This window comes from Candidatus Thiodiazotropha sp. AKAK3, from assembly GCF_058244645.1.
In genome coordinates this window covers 251,964-270,220 of record NZ_JBSYOQ010000071.1, presented here as the reverse complement: position 1 = coordinate 270,220, position 18,257 = coordinate 251,964, and the positions used below count along the sequence as shown (strand labels likewise).

15 protein-coding genes are annotated in these 18,257 nt (G+C 46.5%); 9 read left to right on the top strand and 6 right to left on the bottom strand.

The window, feature by feature from the left end; translation table 11 throughout:
- Positions 1 to 110: 110 nt before the first annotated feature.
- From AC4IE7_RS19770 to AC4IE7_RS19750, 5 genes are all read left to right on the top strand, one after another.
- Positions 111 to 824, top strand: a complete 714-nt coding sequence (locus AC4IE7_RS19770; protein WP_490778593.1) for an NADH-quinone oxidoreductase subunit B — start codon at positions 111 to 113, stop codon at positions 822 to 824.
- Positions 821 to 1,390 (top strand): NADH-quinone oxidoreductase subunit C, encoded by a 570-nt coding sequence (locus AC4IE7_RS19765; protein ID WP_490778592.1) that lies wholly within the window; start codon positions 821 to 823, stop codon positions 1,388 to 1,390. Before AC4IE7_RS19770 ends, AC4IE7_RS19765 begins: the two co-directional genes overlap by 4 nt.
- Before the next feature lie 55 nt (positions 1,391 to 1,445).
- The gene (locus AC4IE7_RS19760) at positions 1,446 to 2,588 is read left to right on the top strand and encodes an NADH-quinone oxidoreductase subunit D (RefSeq protein WP_490778591.1); all 1,143 of its coding nucleotides are present in this window, start codon (positions 1,446 to 1,448) and stop codon (positions 2,586 to 2,588) included.
- 127 nt (positions 2,589 to 2,715) lie between these two features.
- Positions 2,716 to 4,572: an FAD-dependent oxidoreductase gene (locus tag AC4IE7_RS19755; RefSeq protein WP_490778590.1), complete on the top strand. Its 1,857-nt coding sequence runs from the start codon at positions 2,716 to 2,718 to the stop codon at positions 4,570 to 4,572.
- An 18-nt stretch (positions 4,573 to 4,590) separates the two neighbouring features.
- Positions 4,591 to 5,094: a ferritin family protein gene (locus AC4IE7_RS19750; RefSeq protein WP_490778589.1), complete on the top strand. Its 504-nt coding sequence runs from the start codon at positions 4,591 to 4,593 to the stop codon at positions 5,092 to 5,094.
- Between the two features lie 594 nt (positions 5,095 to 5,688).
- Here AC4IE7_RS19750 and AC4IE7_RS19745 read toward each other — a convergent pair.
- The 4 genes from AC4IE7_RS19745 to AC4IE7_RS19730 form a co-directional block, all read right to left on the bottom strand.
- Positions 5,689 to 8,541, bottom strand: a complete 2,853-nt coding sequence (locus AC4IE7_RS19745; protein ID WP_490778588.1) for a PKD domain-containing protein — start codon at positions 8,539 to 8,541, stop codon at positions 5,689 to 5,691.
- Between the two features lie 115 nt (positions 8,542 to 8,656).
- Positions 8,657 to 10,009 (bottom strand): sensor histidine kinase, encoded by a 1,353-nt coding sequence (locus AC4IE7_RS19740; protein ID WP_490778587.1) that lies wholly within the window; start codon positions 10,007 to 10,009, stop codon positions 8,657 to 8,659.
- A gap of 276 nt (positions 10,010 to 10,285) precedes the next feature.
- Entirely contained in the window at positions 10,286 to 10,963 is a 678-nt protein-coding gene (locus AC4IE7_RS19735) for a response regulator (protein ID WP_490778586.1), read from the bottom strand.
- A gap of 387 nt (positions 10,964 to 11,350) precedes the next feature.
- Positions 11,351 to 11,704: a hypothetical protein gene (locus AC4IE7_RS19730; RefSeq protein WP_490778585.1), complete on the bottom strand. Its 354-nt coding sequence runs from the start codon at positions 11,702 to 11,704 to the stop codon at positions 11,351 to 11,353.
- A 109-nt stretch (positions 11,705 to 11,813) separates the two neighbouring features.
- Between AC4IE7_RS19730 and lexA the strand changes: the two genes are divergently transcribed.
- From lexA to AC4IE7_RS19715, 3 genes are read left to right on the top strand one after another with little or no spacing between them, the layout of a single operon-like run.
- A complete protein-coding gene (lexA, locus tag AC4IE7_RS19725) occupies positions 11,814 to 12,461 on the top strand; it encodes a transcriptional repressor LexA (RefSeq protein WP_490778584.1) in 648 nt (215 codons plus the stop codon).
- Positions 12,462 to 12,473: 12 nt separating this feature from the next.
- Positions 12,474 to 13,742, top strand: coding sequence for a DNA polymerase Y family protein (locus tag AC4IE7_RS19720; RefSeq protein WP_490778583.1), 1,269 nt, complete (start codon positions 12,474 to 12,476; stop codon positions 13,740 to 13,742).
- 23 nt (positions 13,743 to 13,765) lie between these two features.
- Entirely contained in the window at positions 13,766 to 14,221 is a 456-nt protein-coding gene (locus AC4IE7_RS19715) for a hypothetical protein (protein ID WP_490778582.1), read from the top strand.
- A gap of 14 nt (positions 14,222 to 14,235) precedes the next feature.
- Here AC4IE7_RS19715 and AC4IE7_RS19710 read toward each other — a convergent pair whose 3' ends face one another.
- Positions 14,236 to 14,757, bottom strand: coding sequence for a TlpA family protein disulfide reductase (locus AC4IE7_RS19710; RefSeq protein ID WP_490778581.1), 522 nt, complete (start codon positions 14,755 to 14,757; stop codon positions 14,236 to 14,238).
- A 650-nt stretch (positions 14,758 to 15,407) separates the two neighbouring features.
- On the opposite strand from AC4IE7_RS19710, the gene AC4IE7_RS19705 reads away from it, so the two are divergent.
- Positions 15,408 to 17,795: a methyl-accepting chemotaxis protein gene (locus AC4IE7_RS19705; protein ID WP_490778580.1), complete on the top strand. Its 2,388-nt coding sequence runs from the start codon at positions 15,408 to 15,410 to the stop codon at positions 17,793 to 17,795.
- A gap of 263 nt (positions 17,796 to 18,058) precedes the next feature.
- Here the strand turns inward: AC4IE7_RS19705 and AC4IE7_RS19700 are convergent, their stop codons facing one another.
- Positions 18,059 to 18,229, bottom strand: coding sequence for a hypothetical protein (locus AC4IE7_RS19700; protein WP_490778579.1), 171 nt, complete (start codon positions 18,227 to 18,229; stop codon positions 18,059 to 18,061).
- Between the last annotated feature and the right edge of the window lie 28 nt (positions 18,230 to 18,257).

Below are 18,257 nucleotides of genomic sequence, written 5' to 3'. Positions count from 1 at the left end.
ATCCCCTAATGCGATACAGAGGTGACTGAATTCCGGCTTCGCCGGATTGACGAGCCTGGAGACCATGAAGGTCACCAGGTGCGTTAACCCAAACGACTTTGGTGATCGTAATGAGCACGTTAAAACAGATACCGGTAATCGAAGAGAGAAAGGGTAACCCCCTGGCGCGGGTGTTCGATGATTTAGTACGATTCTGCCGCTCACGCTCCCTCTTCCTTCTTCACTACTGTACCGGTTGTGGCGCCATCGAGTTGCCACCAGCCATGACCTCACGTTTCGATATGGAACGTCTTGGTATTCAACCAATGGTATCGCCACGACAGGCGGACATTCTTCTGATTACAGGCTATGTCTCTATCAAGACACTCAAGCGGGTGATTCTGACCTATGAGCAGATGGGATCACCAAAATATGTGATCGGAATCTGTTCCTGCACCGTCAATGGAGGCATGTATTGGCAGAGTTATGCCACCGCTAAAAAGCTCGATGAGTATATGCCTGTCGATCTCTATATCGCTGGCTGTATGCCTAGACCCGAGGCGGTTATCAGTGGTTTACAGAAATTGATGGATCGTATCCAGAGTGGGGAAGCCAACGGTTGGGAAGACTACTATCGAAACTACGACTACTACCTGGGCAACCAGCAGAAATTGTTCGGTGAAAAATGGCAAACCCCCACTGACATCATCACCGAAGCTGAACACTACAATCTGATTGGTGACGGCACCCTGGGTGATCACACCAAGCTACTGCAGCAGCATCAAAAGCCTCTTGAGGCTCTTGAGATGCGCCTCGGTCACAATATCAAGGAGCCCACCGAATGAGTAAGGAAGTCGCCCATTGGCTGGATAATATCCTGAAAGAGATCGAAGGCATCGAAGTACGCCGTAAAAGCAGCCGTCGGGTACGAGTCGATGTTCCTGCTGACGCCCTGCCTGCCCTGCTGGAACTACTGCAGGGACGAGCTGGCTATATTCATCTCTCCGCCATCAGCTGTGTCGATTGGATTGAAGAGAAAGAGTTTGAACTGGTCTATCACATCTGGTCATACGAAAGTCATTCATTGGTCTCGGCGCACATACGTATATCCCGGGAAGCGGGTGTCTACCTCTCCGTGTATGACCTCTACCAACCTGCCGCTTTTTTCGAACGGGACATCCATGAGATGTTTGGCATCCACTTCGAAGGCAGTCCCAACATGGAGAAGTTCATCCTTACAGAGTGGGATGGCCCACCTCCAATGCGTAAAGAGTTCGATAGCGAGGCCTATATCAACGAGCACCTCAATTGGCAAAACTATAACCCGGAGTGGCTGCAGGAACTGGTCGCAGAGGGCGGTGGTGTAATCATCCCGCCTGAAGAGCAACGCTTCAGTCAAAAGAAGCGTTAATGGTATTGGAAGAGTATCAATTGTTTGAAATTTTTAGGCCACAAGTGAATCAACTATGAGACCAGAGAATTACGAAGCTCAACGCCATCCACCGAGTAATGAGTACGAGCTCAACTTCGGTCCAAATCATCCTGGCATCGAAGGTAACTACGCCTTAAAGGTGAAACTGCATGGCGATATCGTGCTGGAGGCCAAAGCAGATGGTGGCTATCTGCACCGTGGCTTTGAAAAGCTTATGGAACAGCGGCTATGGATTCAAAACATAGCTTTGGTGCCACGGATCTGTGTTCCTGATCCCTCACCAATGGAAGTCTGCTACGCCTTAGCGGTTGAAGAGCTATGCGGCCTGAAAGTACCTCAACGCGCTCAATGGTTGCGTGTCATGCAGCTCGAGTTATCACGTATCGCAGCACATCTCTTCACCTTCGGCGGTCATGCGGCCACAACAGGTATGTACAGCACCATGTATTGGGGGGTGGCAGATCGTGACCTGCTGCTCGATCTTTTCGAAGAGTTCACCGGTGGCCGGGTCTATAGCATCTACAATATCCCAGGCGGTGTACGCAAAGAGTTACCTGAAGGTTTTCTGCAACGTCTTTCAGAAACCCTGGACTATATCGAATCACGACTGCCTGACTACGATAATCTCTTTTTTAAAAATCAGGTTTTCGTAAAACGAGCCAAAGGTACAGGAGTGATGTCCCGTGAACAGGCCCTTGAGTGGGGAGTTACCGGACCCAATCTACGGGCCACCGGACTGGCTTTTGATGTACGCAAAGACGATCCCTATCTGGTCTATGACCAGCTTGACTTCGACATTCCTGTTGAAGAGAACGGTGACGCTTGGGCACGTACCCTGGTTCGTCGCCATGAGTTGATGGAGAGTATTCGTATCCTGCGCCAAGTGGTCGACATCCTACCCGACATTCATGGCCCTATACGTGCACCCATTCCAAATCCACTGGCATGGAATGTCCCCGCCGGTGAAACCTATACACGGGTTGAATCGTCGAAGGGTGAACTCTGCTATTTCGTTGTCTCCAACGGCGGCCCCAAACCCTACCGGGTTCATGTTCGCGGTCCCTCCTCCATGCATGCGGTGCAGGTATTGGAGAAGATGTCTGTCGGTTCACGTATCGAAGATATCGCGCAGACCATGTTCTCCCTTGATGCCTGTCCACCGGAGGTGGATCGTTGATTGCAATCAGTGAGTGATGATGTTGACTGTTAAAAAAAATTCCATCCCATCAAGAAGTCTTCTTATGGGTTATATGGGCCTGTTAATACGAATCCAATAGCTCTTTAAGAGCTACGAGCATTGAACGATGTCGAAACCTATTCAAGATTCTAAATTCAGTAAACAGAGTACTCAAATTGAGCATGATGATGCCGGCTCCATTCTAAGTCCACTGAAAGCACTTCAGTTCTTCATGCGCAAACCGGTCACCGTGCCCTTGGAACCACGCCCGGCAGCAGATAACTATCGTGGATTTCACCTCAATGATCATGAAAAATGTATCGGCTGCAGCTCTTGTCAAAAGGTCTGTGACAATGCTGCAATCACCATGGTTAAGGTTCCACATCTACCCGAAGATCCTGTAAAGGGTATTCGCAATCTACGACCTGCCATCGATTATGGTCGTTGTTGCTGGTGCGCCTTATGTGTCGATATCTGCCCAACCAGCGCCATCTCTCTCTCACGAGAGTATGTCCACACCTGTACGCAAGAAGAGATCGACAGTTATTTCATTCTTCCGGATGAGACAGGCATCCATGGTGAATACTATGGTGAAGGGTGGCAGAAGAGTGTTGATTCAGATCTTCTCGATTTGAAGCGCCAGCCGATGACCGAGCTCGACCCTGAGGAAAGAATCGATAATTTTAATGAAATCGTTTCCGGCTATACAGATCAGCAGGCCGTCCTGGAGGCTTCCCGTTGTGTACAATGCGGCATGTGTCATGATGCCTGTCCTACCCATATGGACGCACCGGAATATATTCGCTCAATCTGGCAAGGCAACCTGGAAGAGGCGGTTCGCCTGATCTATCAAAGCAACCCTTTCTCACATGTCTGTGGCCGTGTCTGCACGCATCGTTGTGAAGATGCCTGCTCTATAGGCCGACGGGGTGAACCAATCTCTATCCGTTGGCTGAAGCGATATGCCATGGACTCAGTCGATCATCAACGCATCAAGGAGATCGCGGCAGAAGGTAAAGCCGATTATCTTAGTGGCAAACAGGTTGCCGTAATTGGCGCTGGCCCCGCAGGACTCACCGCGGCTTATGATCTGATACGTAAAGGTCATCAAGTGACAGTTTTCGAGGCGAGAAAAGAGGCCGGTGGAATGCCCCGCTACGGTATTCCTGAATATCGTCTCCCCTACGACATGCTCGACAGAGATATTGACGTCATCACTTCCATGGGGGTCAAGATTCAAACCGGCACTAAAGTTGGTATTGATATCACCATGGCACAGCTACAAAAAGATTACGATGCCGTTGTATTGGCAATCGGACTCCATCTTGGTCGCTCGACCAGAGTACCTGGCGCTGACCATAGCCAAGTCTTCAAGGCTGTTGACCTGTTACGACAAACCACAGACGGAGAGAAATTCAAAACGCCAAAACAGGCAGTGGTTATCGGTGGCGGTAATGTGGCAATGGATATCGCACGAACCCTGGCGCGTCAGCAGAAGCAACAGTTTGGAGAGGTCAAAGTCAGTGTTACTGCACTGGAAGATATGGCGCACTTCCTGGCTGATCCAGTTGAAATCAAAGAGTGTCGTGAAGAAGGTATCGACATCTATGATGCCAGAGGCCCTCAGGAATGTGTCATAGAAAAGAATAAACTGGTCGGACTTAGAACCTGGAAAGTACGCTCTATATTTGATGAACAAGGACGCTTTGCCCCAGCCTATGATGAGCAGGATGAGCGCATTCATAAAGCCGATATGGTCATCGAAGCCATTGGCCAGATGTCAGACATCAACCTCTTGGGAGATGATCTGAGTGAGGCGCTAGAATGGCAACGCGGCCGTCTAAGCATCGATCAGCAGGGACGCACATCGGTTGAGTGGTTATGGGCTGCCGGAGACTGTGTAAATGGCCCTGATGTGGTGCATGCAGTAGCGGATGGTCACAGGGTGGCCAGCAGTATCGATGAATGGTTAAATCAACAGTAACGATAGGAGCGCATTGCCATGTCTGAAGGTCATCAAAGCAGTTATGACACCTTGAAGTCTAAAAAAAGCCTGGCAGAGATCCTTGAAACCGCGATTAGTTTTGAACGCACAGCCCGCGATTTTTATAGTGACCTGATTCCAAAAGTAAGCAAACGGATTCGCTATCTGGTGGAAGAGTTGGCTGAAGAGGAGCAACACCATTTCGACCTTTTCACAGAGTTGAAGTCACGTCCCGACATCGATCAACAGATCCATACCCTGGTCGAATTACCAGCCAGCGATAAAAAGTTTTCCGATGCCATACTTCTCCCGGAATTGGGAGATAAACCTGATGACCAATCTGTTCTGCAATACGCGTTAGGCCGGGAACATGCTGCGATGGAACAGTACCATGCACTCGCTAAAAGCTCACCAGATGGTCCGATAAAAGAGTTGTTTCTGTTTCTTGCCAACGAAGAGACGCTACATAAGAATCAATTGGAAAAACTCTATTACGAAACCATACACAGCGGTGGTGTCTGAGTTCGATATCCTCTTCTCATGATGCTTCCTGTAAAGTATCTGATTCTTATTACCCAAAAACGATGCAGTGTGTAATTTCTTACACCGCGCACCCATGCCTGTGGGCCGTAAGTAAAGAAAAAGAGAGCATGATTCAAGGGGCAATTCACTCAACCTGAATTAGATTTACAACCCAGATGGTGCGGCAGGGCCGCACCCTACATGAATCAGAATGCCGTAGTGGTAAAGCAGCCCCTACATGAATCAGAAAGCCGCAGTGGTGAAGCAGCCCTACATGAATTAGAAAGCCGTAGGGTGCGGCCCTGCCGCACCATTTTCATCTCCGCACACCATGTTTACTGAGCCTATTCGTACCACTCAGTCAGAAGCGAAAGTCTACACGTGCTCACTTATTAACCCGGCGACTAAGTATGTCGTCTTCAGGGCATCAAGCATGCATTTACGTTTAATCATCTTATTGTGAATAGTTAATAATTCACATCAAACATAATTTGATTTAACAATCAATTCAGTAATCGCAATCCCTTACCGAAAAACAGGCAAAAAAAACCCGCGTGAGGGGAGACACGCGGGTAAGGGTAAACTGCTTATCGGTCAGTCGTGGTTTATCTGATTCTCATGGCACTCAACACACCCCACCATGTAGCCCTTGGGGAATGTTTCTCTATTGCCATCAGGACAGAAGCTGGTGCTATCGTCACATTCAAGAACTCTGTCTATAGCCATACGGGAAAGTACCGTACCTAAACCATCCTCTCCATGACATGCCTTACACTCATTGGAGTTTCTCTCAACAAGGCTTGCATGACCACCATCAGCAAATTGTGTGTCACCTACTGGATGCATACCATGGGGACCACCCAAAGTATTGCCAAGATCACCTTCATGACAGGTACTACATTCAATGATGGTGCCCTTGTGTCCCTGCAATTGTCCAGCTGCTACATTGTCATTTGCATCGTCGTTCTTGTTAGGCCAGATACCATGAGTCGATCCGTGGCAGGCTTCACAGAAGATGCCTTCATGACCAACACTCACACGGTAGAGCATTGGATTGCCGATCCTCGGATCATCTCCTCCAGTAACTGCTGGGTTATCCGCTTCGATAACGTTTTCGGCAAAGCGTTTATTGGTCGGTACGATCGGTGTAGCTTTTGGATCATCTGACAAATAAGCTTTGAATAAGCGGATTTGATCTGGATTGCTATCTGCATCAGCAGGATTCACAACTGTCCCTGCTGCACCGGCCATATTGTCCATTGCATCACCGGTATGGCATGAACCACAACCCGGCTCATTCGCCCAGGGTACGCGAGGCTGATCTGGATTGGTGTAGAAATCACCACCCAATACGAACGCCCCTGGATTATCAGGATTCACCAGATCTGTAAAATCTGTACCCACCTGAGCCATGTCACCATGACAATCCTGACAGAGCATGCCGCCATTGGACATAGCACCACGCAGACAATCGGTACGTCGTCCTGGATGGCACTGATAACAGGTCTCATGCAAGACCTCACGTCGCTCAGTATTATTGGCTACCACACCAAACTCATCCTTAACCGCTTCCGGCATATCGGGGAAGACTAACTCTCCATTGGAATCTGTAAGGCTGCCATGGTGACTATGCATAACATTGGACATACTCTTCACAGTAATTTGATTACGTCCATTGGCAAAGCCGCCATATGGATCAAATTCTGGCCCCAAGGGTCCCAGTTGCGCCAGATCCAAAGCGGGTGTGTAGTGACACTGCTGACAGACCACAGGGGCCTGGTTCTCCAGGTCAGTACCATGTTTCTGATCGTGCAGGCGAACCAGATTGATATCGGCTGCATACTCTTTACTCACCTCATCCGGCACCATGCCATGCATCGGATCATCCAGAGATGAAGCAACATCGGTTAGAGCCGCTGTAGCCAGGCCATTGCCGCCGTCTACATCTGATCCATGACAGGCACCGCAATTAGCTTCTCCGGAGATCGGTACAACGGTATCAACTGATGCGAGGGTTGTATCACCAATCTTGGCTTGCACTCGATACAGAGGCCATGGATTCTCTCGGCCATAATCATCAAAGGCAGTAATAGGAACGCCTGGCGCTTCAAACCAATTTACACCCTCCACTACATAACCGAATTGGAATCCCCGATCCAGTCCGCCCATCATGTCAATAAAGAAAGGTTGATCTACCACATAGGCCTCAAATTTCTCCAACGCATTGTCGACATAGGGACCATGGCGACCTGGCATGGACTGCTGATCTGCAGTCAAGGCGCCATCACCAAGATAGAGTCGTTCAACATTCGGCATTGGCAAGCCAAGATCAAGAATGCCTTCTACTGGGCCAGCAGGGTAAAAGGCAGGCAGAATGCCTGGTGGGTAGAAAGCGTTGTATGCATCGCGGGCAACACTCCAGAAGTTGGTCTTGAATACCTCTCCAGTCGTTGCATTCATGCTCGAATAGACCGGACCGGTTAGTGCTGAGTTAATGCCGCTTAGAATCGGATCACTTGGGTTAGAGGCGGCTGAGTAATAGACATCCACATCATTCGGACCAAGGATATCAGGCTCCTGACCCCGTCTTATCACGGTTGCATGCAGCACATTGAATGGTGGCAGGATGCTTGAAATACGGGTATCGAAATCACCACAGTGCATACCCAGATCATTCACCGCAAAGACACGATAGTCATTGGTATTGATCAGAGGTTGTTCAGGGACAGGCTCACCCGGAATACCATTTTGACTGGTGGAGTTAATCGAAACATTTGGAATACCAACCACTGGTGGTTCACCATCAACCACAGCAATGGTCATCGTATCGGATGAAGCACCTTTTGGGTCAGTAACGGTCAGTAGTACATCATAATCACCAGCATCAGCATAGAGATGTGAGGGGTTGGCATCAGTACTGCTATTGCCATCACCAAAATCCCATAAATAGCTCAAGTCACCTTTTTCAGGATCGCTGGAACCGTCACTGGAAAAATTTATGGATTGCTCGAGGCTGCCTGTATAAGGGCCATTCGCATTGGCAATCGGAGCTAGATTCTCACCACCACCGTCGCCACCGCCATTATCACAGTTTTCCGGCGCTGAACGTACGCTCAATATTTCCATAACACCATCTGAAGTACGCTGTGCACTCACTTCACAAGGCACCTCAGTATCATCTTTTATTCTAGACCTAAAGCGCCAATCATCATCTTTGGAGGTGACTGCCCCAATAACCTCTTTAGTCGCCGTATTGGTGATAATAACTTCTATACCCTGACCACCCTTACCTTTGACAACCAAGTGGTTTTTTTCATCTTGCCAGATGGCTTTTTCAATCGAAAAACTGGACTCATCCGATGCTAAAAGACCTTGAGAATATAAGGTAATTAATCCTAGATATATGGTGGTGGTAAAAACTACTCCAATGGACTTAATTTTATTCATAGACTCAATACCCCTAAGAATCATTTGGTCGTTAGGTAAACGCCTATTTGCAGATTGCAAGGTCCATTCACGGCTGCGCGGGCGGACAGATACCATAAAAATTAGCAGTTAATACTTAAGATTCGATTAAGTCAGGGAGGAACAGTGTCACAATTAAACCCTGCCCAGCTTGCCGATCACTCAAGGTAATGCTGCCTTGGTGAAGTTCACATATCTCCTGAACAATAGAGAGGCCCAATCCACTACCACTTTCAGTCTCACCAGGAAGTCTGTTCAAACGTTCGAAAACCCATTTCTTTCTATCATCCGGAATCCCAGAACCGGAATCTTCCACAAATATCTGGACACCTTTCTTTGTTGTAGATATGCGGACAGAAACCCCACTTTCATTCGGGGTAAACTTAATCGCATTATTCACCAGATTACCCAGCAGAATGGCTATCATCTGCTGATTGCCTCTAATCTTTATTTGATTTTCAGATACCAACTCCATATCGATATTTTTTCTCAGAGCCATTGGTGAAATCTCAGAAAGTACATCTTCAGTTACAGCCACAAGATCAAATATCTCAAACTCTTTTCTAATCTTTTCAGGTTCTATAGAAGCTAAAATAAGTAACTGATTAACGACATGATTAAGGTGTTTTAATCCTTTTTCAATATGCTGTATGCCTTTTTCACGTTCAGCATCTGTGCGCCCGGTTACACTAGACTGCAACTGCACCAACATACCGGCTATTGGCGTACGGAGTTCATGTGCAACATCTGCTGTGAAACGATTGTTTCGTTCGATTGATAGCTTAAGCCTTGCGAGTAAGGCGTTTAACTCATCCACAAGATAGGAGGCCTCTTCTGGAACTTTTTCAGCTGACACTGGATTCAGGTTGTCGTAGTCACGCTCTGCGATCAAACGTGAAACAGATTGTAATGGACGAAATCCTTGCTGAATAATGAACCACAGCATTCCGGACAAAGGTAAAACAATAAGTAGTGGCTTCACCACATCCTTAACAAAGGAACTCACCAACTTTCGACTGATTGCATGAGCTCGAGCAACATGCACCCGATAGTTATATTCGACAATATTATAGGTATATACCCGCCAACCCTCCCCAGCAAAAACACTATCCGAATAACCATCGACAATATCTGTAGTCAACGGGTGTTCCGGGGCTTGAGGCCCGCGTATGACCAACTTATTTTCATTTGACCAGACTTGTAGTAGCAACGGAAAACTAACACCTACTTCATTCAGGTTAACCTGGTAATCATCCAGGTCGAACTCCTCTAATTCATGCTTTGTTCCAACCGCCAGTAACTCTGCCATCAGTTTTAATTCAGCATCATAGACCTGATTGATATCACGACTGGTTCGCCACCAAGTAAACCAAAAGGTTGTACCCCATAGCAGCAATATTGATAGTGAAATCATAAGCAGCAATCGCAAGCGAATCGATCGGATGTACATTCCGTATTCCTTGTTATGCAGTTATAGATGGGGTTCTAATGCCCGAAACATTAACTGTGTTATGCCAAATCGAAACCAAGCTCTTCCAGACTCATATTAAGGGCCCCTCTATTAATTTGCAGCAGATAACTACTTATCCCCTACCACATGGATACCACAGACAAATTGATTAGATTACTTTAAGCCACAGAGCAGCAAATTTCTGCAGCATGCGATGATTAAAGATGAATCTGAAGAGCTGACTTTTACTATTTTTTATGGTGCAGAAATTATCGTCTAACGCTTGGCATAAACACCCGGCTTCTCTATCACATAGCCCACGCCACGCACAGTACGTATCGGATGATCACCCAGCTTCTTGCGCAAATGGTGAATATGCACCTCTATTGCATTACTCTCTACATCATCTTCCAGACAGTATACTTTTTCACTGAGTTTTCGACGTGACATGACCCGCCCCATGTTCTCCATCAGGCTATGCAGGATATCGAACTCTTTAGCTGATAACGCCACTGAACTGTTTTGAATCGTCACCGTATGAGCGGAAGGATCCAACACCAGATCACCGTGGCGAAGCATCTCAGCCTCTTGCCCGCTGTGTCGACGGTGTAAAGCTCGGATTCGAGCACAGAGTTCATCGATATCGAAGGGTTTGACCACATAATCATCGGCACCACCATCCAGTGCCTGCACCCGATCCACAACTTCGGAGCGTGCAGTCAGAACCAGAACCGGGATCTGATTGCCTTCAGATCGCAAGCGAGCCAATACTTCAAGACCTGATAACCAGGGTATATTCAGATCAAGCAGCAACACATCATAGTGGCCGCTTTTAATCGACTGCATGGCTGACAGACCATCACGCACCCAATCGATACCCAACCCACGACGCTCCATAACGGTCTTAATACCGTCACCCAGCATCTCATCGTCTTCGACCAACAGTAGATTCATGTTCACCGACATACGTCCCCCGCGCAACAATATGTCACCGACCAAGTAGAGAGGCTATCTTTTTTGCTCATCAGCTATGAGCCTTTGCCTTTCTCCTAGTATCAATGATAGGACTATCGTCCATCCGGCCTAACGATAATGAAGGGCTTTCGACTCGACCCTGTCAGGCTTATAAGTTTGCTCCTGCCAAACCTATTAAGCCCGGTTCAAGCATAGCAACTCATTTGGACAATTATGCAATAATTGGGAATTATATACCAATTCTTAGATTATTTATTAATTTTCAGTGTGATTCAGAGCACATTTAAGAATATCATTCCTCTGAGCGCACCGATTCTGCTGCGCCGCAGCTACCATATCTCAACTCAAAATATCAGTGATTATCAATCAAACAAGCAGGAAGAATGCTACTGCGGCCGCAGTAACTAAACTGATAGTCGTGGGCAGGGTCACCAGCATAACACCACTCCCCAGCATCAAATAGGCGGTCTCCACCACCAGAATCCCCATCGCGATACCCAACGCCCGAGGCGTATGCATCCATTTGGTTACTCCGGCCAGAGAAATAAACGCCAATCCCAACAGGGCCGCTCCCATCATCCCGGCAAAAGCCTGGTTCACCGGCTCGGTGCTGAAAAAGCCGACGATCAAATAAGGATCGACAATCAGGATCACCCCCCACAGGGTCAACATAACAATCGCTAGAATCAGAGCCAGACGCTGCAATACCCGATTAGGCATAGCCTTCCCCTAGATTATCTTTTAATTATCATATGATTATAGAAAATTTCTCAATCGAATGACAGCGAAAGATAGCAATAATTGCGATGCAGTTCCATTAGTTCTCACAATGTTCTATACTCCAATCACGATAAACGGAACTTTTAGAGAACAGAATATGCTGACCGCCACACAACATAAAACTCTGGCCTTTATCCGCCGCTATCTGAAGCGGCGCGGATATGCCCCATCGCTGATTGAAATCGCTGAGGGGATTGGAATCACCTCCAAAGGCACCGCCCACCGTCATGTTCAAGCCCTGGCCGAAGCAGGACGCATCCGCCTGATTCCCGGCCGCAAACGCGGCATCGAAATGGTCGATGACGCGGAGCTGTCGAAGTTCAGCCTCCCCATGCTGGGCAGCATCGCTGCCGGTCGACCGATCGAAGCCATAGCCGGCCAGGAGCGCCTTGACCTGGCCGAATATCTGACCGGCCCAAACCGCTACGCCCTCCAGGTCAAGGGGGATTCCATGATCGACATCGGCATACTTGACGGTGACCTGGTCATTATCGAGCGCTGCGACACCGCAGATGACAATGCCATTGTCGTCGCGTTGATCGATGACCAGGAGGCCACCCTGAAACGCCTTAGACGCCTCAAAAGCGGTCGCATCAAGCTGATTGCCGAGAATCCCGATGTTCCTCCCATGATCTATGCCGCTGACAGGGTGAGAATTCAGGGGGTTCTGGTCTGTCAGCTCAGACAGTATCACTAACGTAATACGCCAATGCGGTTTGACGACACATGCCCTGACAGCTATTGGTCTCGGGCCATCATCCTAGTGGATATGAATGCCTTTTTCTGTAGCGTAGAGCAGATTGACCATCCCGAGCTACAAGGACTTCCTATCGGCATTACCAATGGCTCCCAGGGAACCTGTATCATCACCAGCTCCTATGAGGCTCGATCCTATGGCGTACGAACTGGTATGCGCCTGAAAGAGGCTCAACGAATCTGTCCGGAATTTCGCCAGGTCCCCTCTCACCCGGAGCGCTACGCCCAGGTATCCTCCCGTATCATGGAATCACTCGCGGACATCACGCCCGACCTGGAAGTCTTCTCTGTGGATGAGGCCTTTCTCGATATCACCCGCTGCCAACGCCTGCTCGGTACGCCACAACAGATTGCCCACAAGGTGAGAAAGGCGGTATCGGACGCCTCGGGGGGCATGCTCTGCTCGGTTGGCGTCAGTGGCGACAAAACCACCGCCAAATATGCTGCCAAACGAAACAAACCCAATGGGCTGACCATTATCCCCCCCGGCTTGGCCCGTTCCGAGCTGGCCAGAATCCCGGTTACCGAGTTGTGCGGCATCGCTCGTGGTATTGGTCGCTATCTGGCAGAACGGGGGGTATATAGCTGCGGTGATATGCAGCGCCTGCCAATCGGTGAGATCGGACGACGCTTCGGAAACCCCGGACGGCGCATCTGGCTAATGGCTCAGGGGCTCGATCCTGATCCGGTTCATACCGACGTTGCCGCCCCTAAATCCATAGGCCACGGCAAGGTCATGCCGCCCAACACCAAAGACAGGAAGATCATCGACACCTTCCTGCTGCACATGACCGAAAAAGTGGCATCCAGACTACGTCTACACCAGTTTCGCGCCACCCACTTCTATATCGGAGTTCGACTCGAAGCCGGTTTCCTCAGTCGCAAATATCGCTGCGACCCGCCCACTGACCACGCTCCTGACATTTTGGCCATGTGTGATGATCTGCTCGACAACCACTGGGCAGGAGAAGGCTGTTTTCAGGTACAGGTGACAGCACTCGATCCGAAACCAACTGGCTACCAGGCCGATTTTCTAAACCCTGGACAACAGCAGAGGGACCGGCTCAACCAGGCCATGGACAACATCAACCGACGCTACGGCGAATTTACCCTGGCCCCAACCCGTCTGCTCGGACGCTCCCAAATGCCCAATGTCATCGCTCCGGCCTGGAAGCCCTCCGGCCATCGGGAGACGATTCTGATGAATGGTTCAAAATCCTGAATGATGAATTTAAGCTGATTAAGATGTGTACTGCCATCTACTACGCTTCCAGCAATCAAGAGTTTCGCACAGAGTTTCCCGATCCCCGGGCCTGTCTGCCGGTGATCAAAAAACAGGGAGGCATTGCCCTGTTACCCTGGGGAAGAAGAAAACAGCAGACAGGCAAACTCCCCCTCGGCGGATGGGCGCGACTCGACGCCATCTATGGTGGACATTGGGATCGGTGGCGGCCTCTTCCAGTCAAGCTCGATATACGTCAGTTCATGGAGGTGGATTTTGAAGGAAACCGACGCTGGTTTGATGTCACATCAGGCAAGTGGATTCAGGGGCTGATCGCTCACTGCCATCATGAACGACGTGTCTATGTGGTCACCATTACACCAGAACTGGACGATTCCGAGTACGAGCGCTGGCCAAGAATACTCAGTGCCGGAAATCGGTCAAAATCACCTGTTGCAGCTGACTTTGGCACATACTAACCAGGCCATAGATATTATGGCGTCTCCTCTGCGAGTAGCTGTTTGATATAAGCCACCACTTCATCACTATCCCATTCAACAGGACCAATCGCTTTAAACCTCATTCGACCAGATGAATCTATAAGAAAACTACTCGGATAGACCTTGATACCCCAAGCATCAGCAACCGCCTTTTTTTGATCGAGCAAAACAGGAAAATTGAGTTCCAGCCTAGTTGCTATTCGCTCTACTCTAGCCCTCTTCTCTTTGACATTGACAGCAAGTACGACCAGCCTATCTGAAGAGATTGTCTCCACCAACCTGGTCATTGAAGGCATCTCTTCAATACAAGGTGGACACCAGCTTGCCCAGAAATTAACCAGAACCACTCTCCCATTTAAGCCACTCAGGCTATATTTTTGATTGTTGATATCAAATAACTCAATGCTATTAGCCTCTTTAGATGGCTTTATCTCTTCTAACCATCCCCCATTGGCAGAAGTTAAAAGCATGAACAGAAGTGAAGCAGTAATGAGTCGTTGATAGACAATTCGCATAAATATTTCTGAGTTTAAGTGCGTAACAGGGCCAGTTGGTCGTAGGGTCTGCGTCAAAATTCTTCTAGTGTAAAATCATTATTTCACCATGGAACAACTTATAGCATCCGACTTTGTTTTTTATATATTGTTCAATTTACACCCTCTATAGATCAAAATACACCCTATCAATAAACGAAGCACGACTCTCTCAGTTGCTATAGTTTCAAAAAAGAGTTGGGATGATTAACATTTTCACTTTGAAATTTAATATCACCATTCAATTAAATACTTTATTTCTTTTTTTGTTCTACAAAAGACTAATATTGTTTGTTGTATTTAAGTTTTTATATTATTCGCAGCAACTATTTCTTAAAGTTTTATATACAAGTGTCGATTAAACAGATGGAAATGGAATCTAAATCAAACAGCAAGGATTCACTGATCATTTCGATAACCGGTGCAAGCAAAAGCAGCATTAAGTAAAACACCTGCGTTTATGAACTCATCAGCGGTTCTGCCAAGGGAATACCACTCTGGATTCCATCAAAATAAGTAGCAGTAAATAATAGTGCCTATAGGCGGCTTGTAGGCAAATAACAGTATCACCTGAAATATAACAACAATCAGGGTGAATATAGGATATATGTAATATACCAAGGGGACTTGCTATGCTGTCGCTATCTCGTTTTTCTTCTATTCGTACAAAACTATGGCTTGGTTTCGGGCTGGTATTGTCCATCTTTTCAATTAGCTCAGTGATTACATTATTGAGTCTTAATGAAGTCAATCGCGATGTGGACAAAGTCATAACCACCAATCAGCCGACAATTTTATTGGCAAAAGATTTAACATTACATATTGAGCAGGCTACCGCATCACTTGGTTTCTATATGGTAACGAAAGAAAATTACCATTTGGAAGGCTATACAGAGGCACTTATAAGAACTAAAGAAGTACTTAGTCTATTAAATAACGCAACCCTACGTAATCCTGAAATTGATTATGATGAAGCACTGAATTTGGTAAAGGAAGAGATTGAGGCATTCGAAGAGACCGCAAACATTTTATTGCAGAAAACATCTTCTTTTGAGGAGAATTTTCCTGGTATCTCCTATGCCAACCAGTTTATCAATCCATTAAGCAGAAACTTCATGCAGCTTACGACACAGATGATTATGTCCGAAATGGATGAGGATTCTGAGGAAGGGCGTAAGCAACTTTTAGCTGATATTGCAGAATTGAGATTTACCTGGAGTCAGGTAATGAATGGTATCCGTGGATACCTGGCTTTCAGAAACAAGAATAATATAGAGGATATGAATCTGTACCTTGGGCAGGTGGAATCACTACTTAAGAAGCTTTCAGATCGTGAAGAGATACTTACACTTGAGCAGGTTGATGCACTCGATATTTTTATAGCAAATATCGTTATCTTTAATAAGCATTATACAAAATTACTAGAAATACATAGCAGTGATCAGTGGCGTAGTGATGCCGCACTGGTACGCAACGAATTAAATGTTGATCTACAGGCAATTCAAACCAATCTTGCAGATCTTGCTGGAGAGCTTCAGACATCAATAGATCACACTAGCGAGTCCTTAACTGAGAATACCCAATTCGTATTTGATTTAGTGATCATTCTGTTAATCATCGGCCTGATAGTTGGGTTTGCAATTAGTTGGTTTATTGCTAACTCTATATCCATACCTATTACAAAAGCAACAAATACCATGCAAAATATTGCAGATGGCGATGGTAACCTGATGAACACCCTTGACCAATCTGGTAATGATGAATTAGCGATGTTAGCAGCAAGCTTTAATGTATTTGTTGGTAAAATAAGAGACCTTATCAGGCAGACTGCTCACTCAACCGAATCTGTTATTAATGCAGTTGCTCAAACCAGTGAAAGCTCGAGCCAAATTATTAATGGTATACATAACCAAGAGAGACAAATAGAGCAAGTTACAACCGCAATGAACCAAATGACCTCCTGTATTAGTGATGTAGCTAAGAATGCAACTATTGCTGAAGAGGCGGCTAAAACTGCTAATGAAGAGACTCATAGTGGATGTTCTATTGTACGACAAACATCTGACGCCATCGAAGAACTTGCAAGTGAAGTAAAGAATGCAGAGCATTCTATTAAGAGAGTTGAGCAGGAAAGCTTGCATATTGGTAGCGTTCTTGATGTTATAAAAAGCATCGCTGAGCAGACCAACCTGCTAGCACTCAATGCAGCAATAGAAGCTGCACGAGCCGGGGAACAAGGCCGGGGTTTCGCAGTTGTAGCTGATGAAGTACGCAGTCTTGCTACAAGAACGCATGAATCTACCGGTGAAATACAAAGTATGATTCAGTCACTTCAAAATGGCACACAAGAAGCAGTTGCTGTTATGACCTCTGGTCGAGCAAAGGTAGAGGCCAACGTAAAACTTACCGGTGAAGCTTTAAATTCACTTAATACGATAAATAGAGCAGTAAACACTATTAATCAGATGAATACTCAAATTGCAACAGCTGTAGAGCAACAGTGTGCCGTTGCAGAGGAGATTAACAACAATATTTCTAATATTAACAATAGCAGCAAGCTAAATACTACGGAAGCCAATACTACTGCTGACACAGTCAACTCCCTGGGATCGTTTGCCTCAGCCCTGCAAATGGTTGTACAGCAATTTAAATTTTCTGGAGACAGCAGTTTAGATTTTAGTGCAGCTAAATCTGCACACATAGCCTGGAAAGCGAGACTACGTTCGTTTCTCGATGGCATGGAGTCCCTATCGAGAGATGAAGCAGTATCACATCATAATTGTGCATTCGGAAAATGGTATTATAGTGAAGGATTAAAGCAATATGGTGATAGCTCTGAAATGCAAGCTATTGAACAACCACATCACGACCTTCATGATCTAATCAAGGAGATTATTAGCTCCAAAGAAAATGGTGATAAAGAGAAAGCTGAATATCTATACACAAAAATTTCACCAATATCCAGCCAAATTGTTAATCTATTAGAACAGGTCGAAGAGTCGATATCCAGTAAGAGCTAGTTATAAATAGTTAGTTATCAAACATAGACTGCTTATCCATTTGTATGGTAGTTGATAATAGACTTCTATTATCAACTATTATTTTGGATTAGCTCTATTGTGACTTATCTATTTTTTAATAGAATGCAACCCCATTATAGTGACAATGAGCTTTTTTTCGTTAGTTACTCTTGTCGATTAAGATTTAACGGATATAGTAGAATTTTTGAAAGTAATTAGCAGATATTTAGTACATGGTCGAGTATCATTTTAAGTTCTCTAATTTATTTACGCCAAATCTGCACACCAATAGCCACAATTCCAAGAGCAATTCCTGAAGAGAGCACCATCCTCGCAAACCATTCTGGCCAGGCGGGTTGCGGTGTTATTAATGCAAAAAAACCAATAACAACTAACCAGAATGCCACCTTTCCTAATAGCGCGAATTTTAACAAGATAACCTCTTAACTTGCTCTATATTCT

Excerpts from the sequence above, each read along its gene's own strand:
- AC4IE7_RS19745 (WP_490778588.1), bottom strand. The coding sequence starts at position 8,541 with ATGAATAAAATTAAGTCCATTGGAGTAGTTTTTACCACCACCATATAT.
- AC4IE7_RS19710 (WP_490778581.1), bottom strand. The coding sequence starts at position 14,757 with ATGCGAATTGTCTATCAACGACTCATTACTGCTTCACTTCTGTTCATG.
- AC4IE7_RS19770 (WP_490778593.1), top strand. The coding sequence starts at position 111 with ATGAGCACGTTAAAACAGATACCGGTAATCGAAGAGAGAAAGGGTAAC.
- AC4IE7_RS19715 (WP_490778582.1), top strand. The coding sequence starts at position 13,766 with ATGTGTACTGCCATCTACTACGCTTCCAGCAATCAAGAGTTTCGCACA.
- AC4IE7_RS19735 (WP_490778586.1), bottom strand. The coding sequence starts at position 10,963 with ATGAATCTACTGTTGGTCGAAGACGATGAGATGCTGGGTGACGGTATT.
- AC4IE7_RS19730 (WP_490778585.1), bottom strand. The coding sequence starts at position 11,704 with ATGCCTAATCGGGTATTGCAGCGTCTGGCTCTGATTCTAGCGATTGTT.
- AC4IE7_RS19720 (WP_490778583.1), top strand. The coding sequence starts at position 12,474 with ATGCGGTTTGACGACACATGCCCTGACAGCTATTGGTCTCGGGCCATC.
- lexA (WP_490778584.1), top strand. The coding sequence starts at position 11,814 with ATGTTCTATACTCCAATCACGATAAACGGAACTTTTAGAGAACAGAAT.
- AC4IE7_RS19760 (WP_490778591.1), top strand. The coding sequence starts at position 1,446 with ATGAGACCAGAGAATTACGAAGCTCAACGCCATCCACCGAGTAATGAG.
- AC4IE7_RS19755 (WP_490778590.1), top strand. The coding sequence starts at position 2,716 with ATGTCGAAACCTATTCAAGATTCTAAATTCAGTAAACAGAGTACTCAA.
- AC4IE7_RS19705 (WP_490778580.1), top strand. The coding sequence starts at position 15,408 with ATGCTGTCGCTATCTCGTTTTTCTTCTATTCGTACAAAACTATGGCTT.
- AC4IE7_RS19740 (WP_490778587.1), bottom strand. The coding sequence starts at position 10,009 with ATGTACATCCGATCGATTCGCTTGCGATTGCTGCTTATGATTTCACTA.
- AC4IE7_RS19750 (WP_490778589.1), top strand. The coding sequence starts at position 4,591 with ATGTCTGAAGGTCATCAAAGCAGTTATGACACCTTGAAGTCTAAAAAA.
- AC4IE7_RS19765 (WP_490778592.1), top strand. The coding sequence starts at position 821 with ATGAGTAAGGAAGTCGCCCATTGGCTGGATAATATCCTGAAAGAGATC.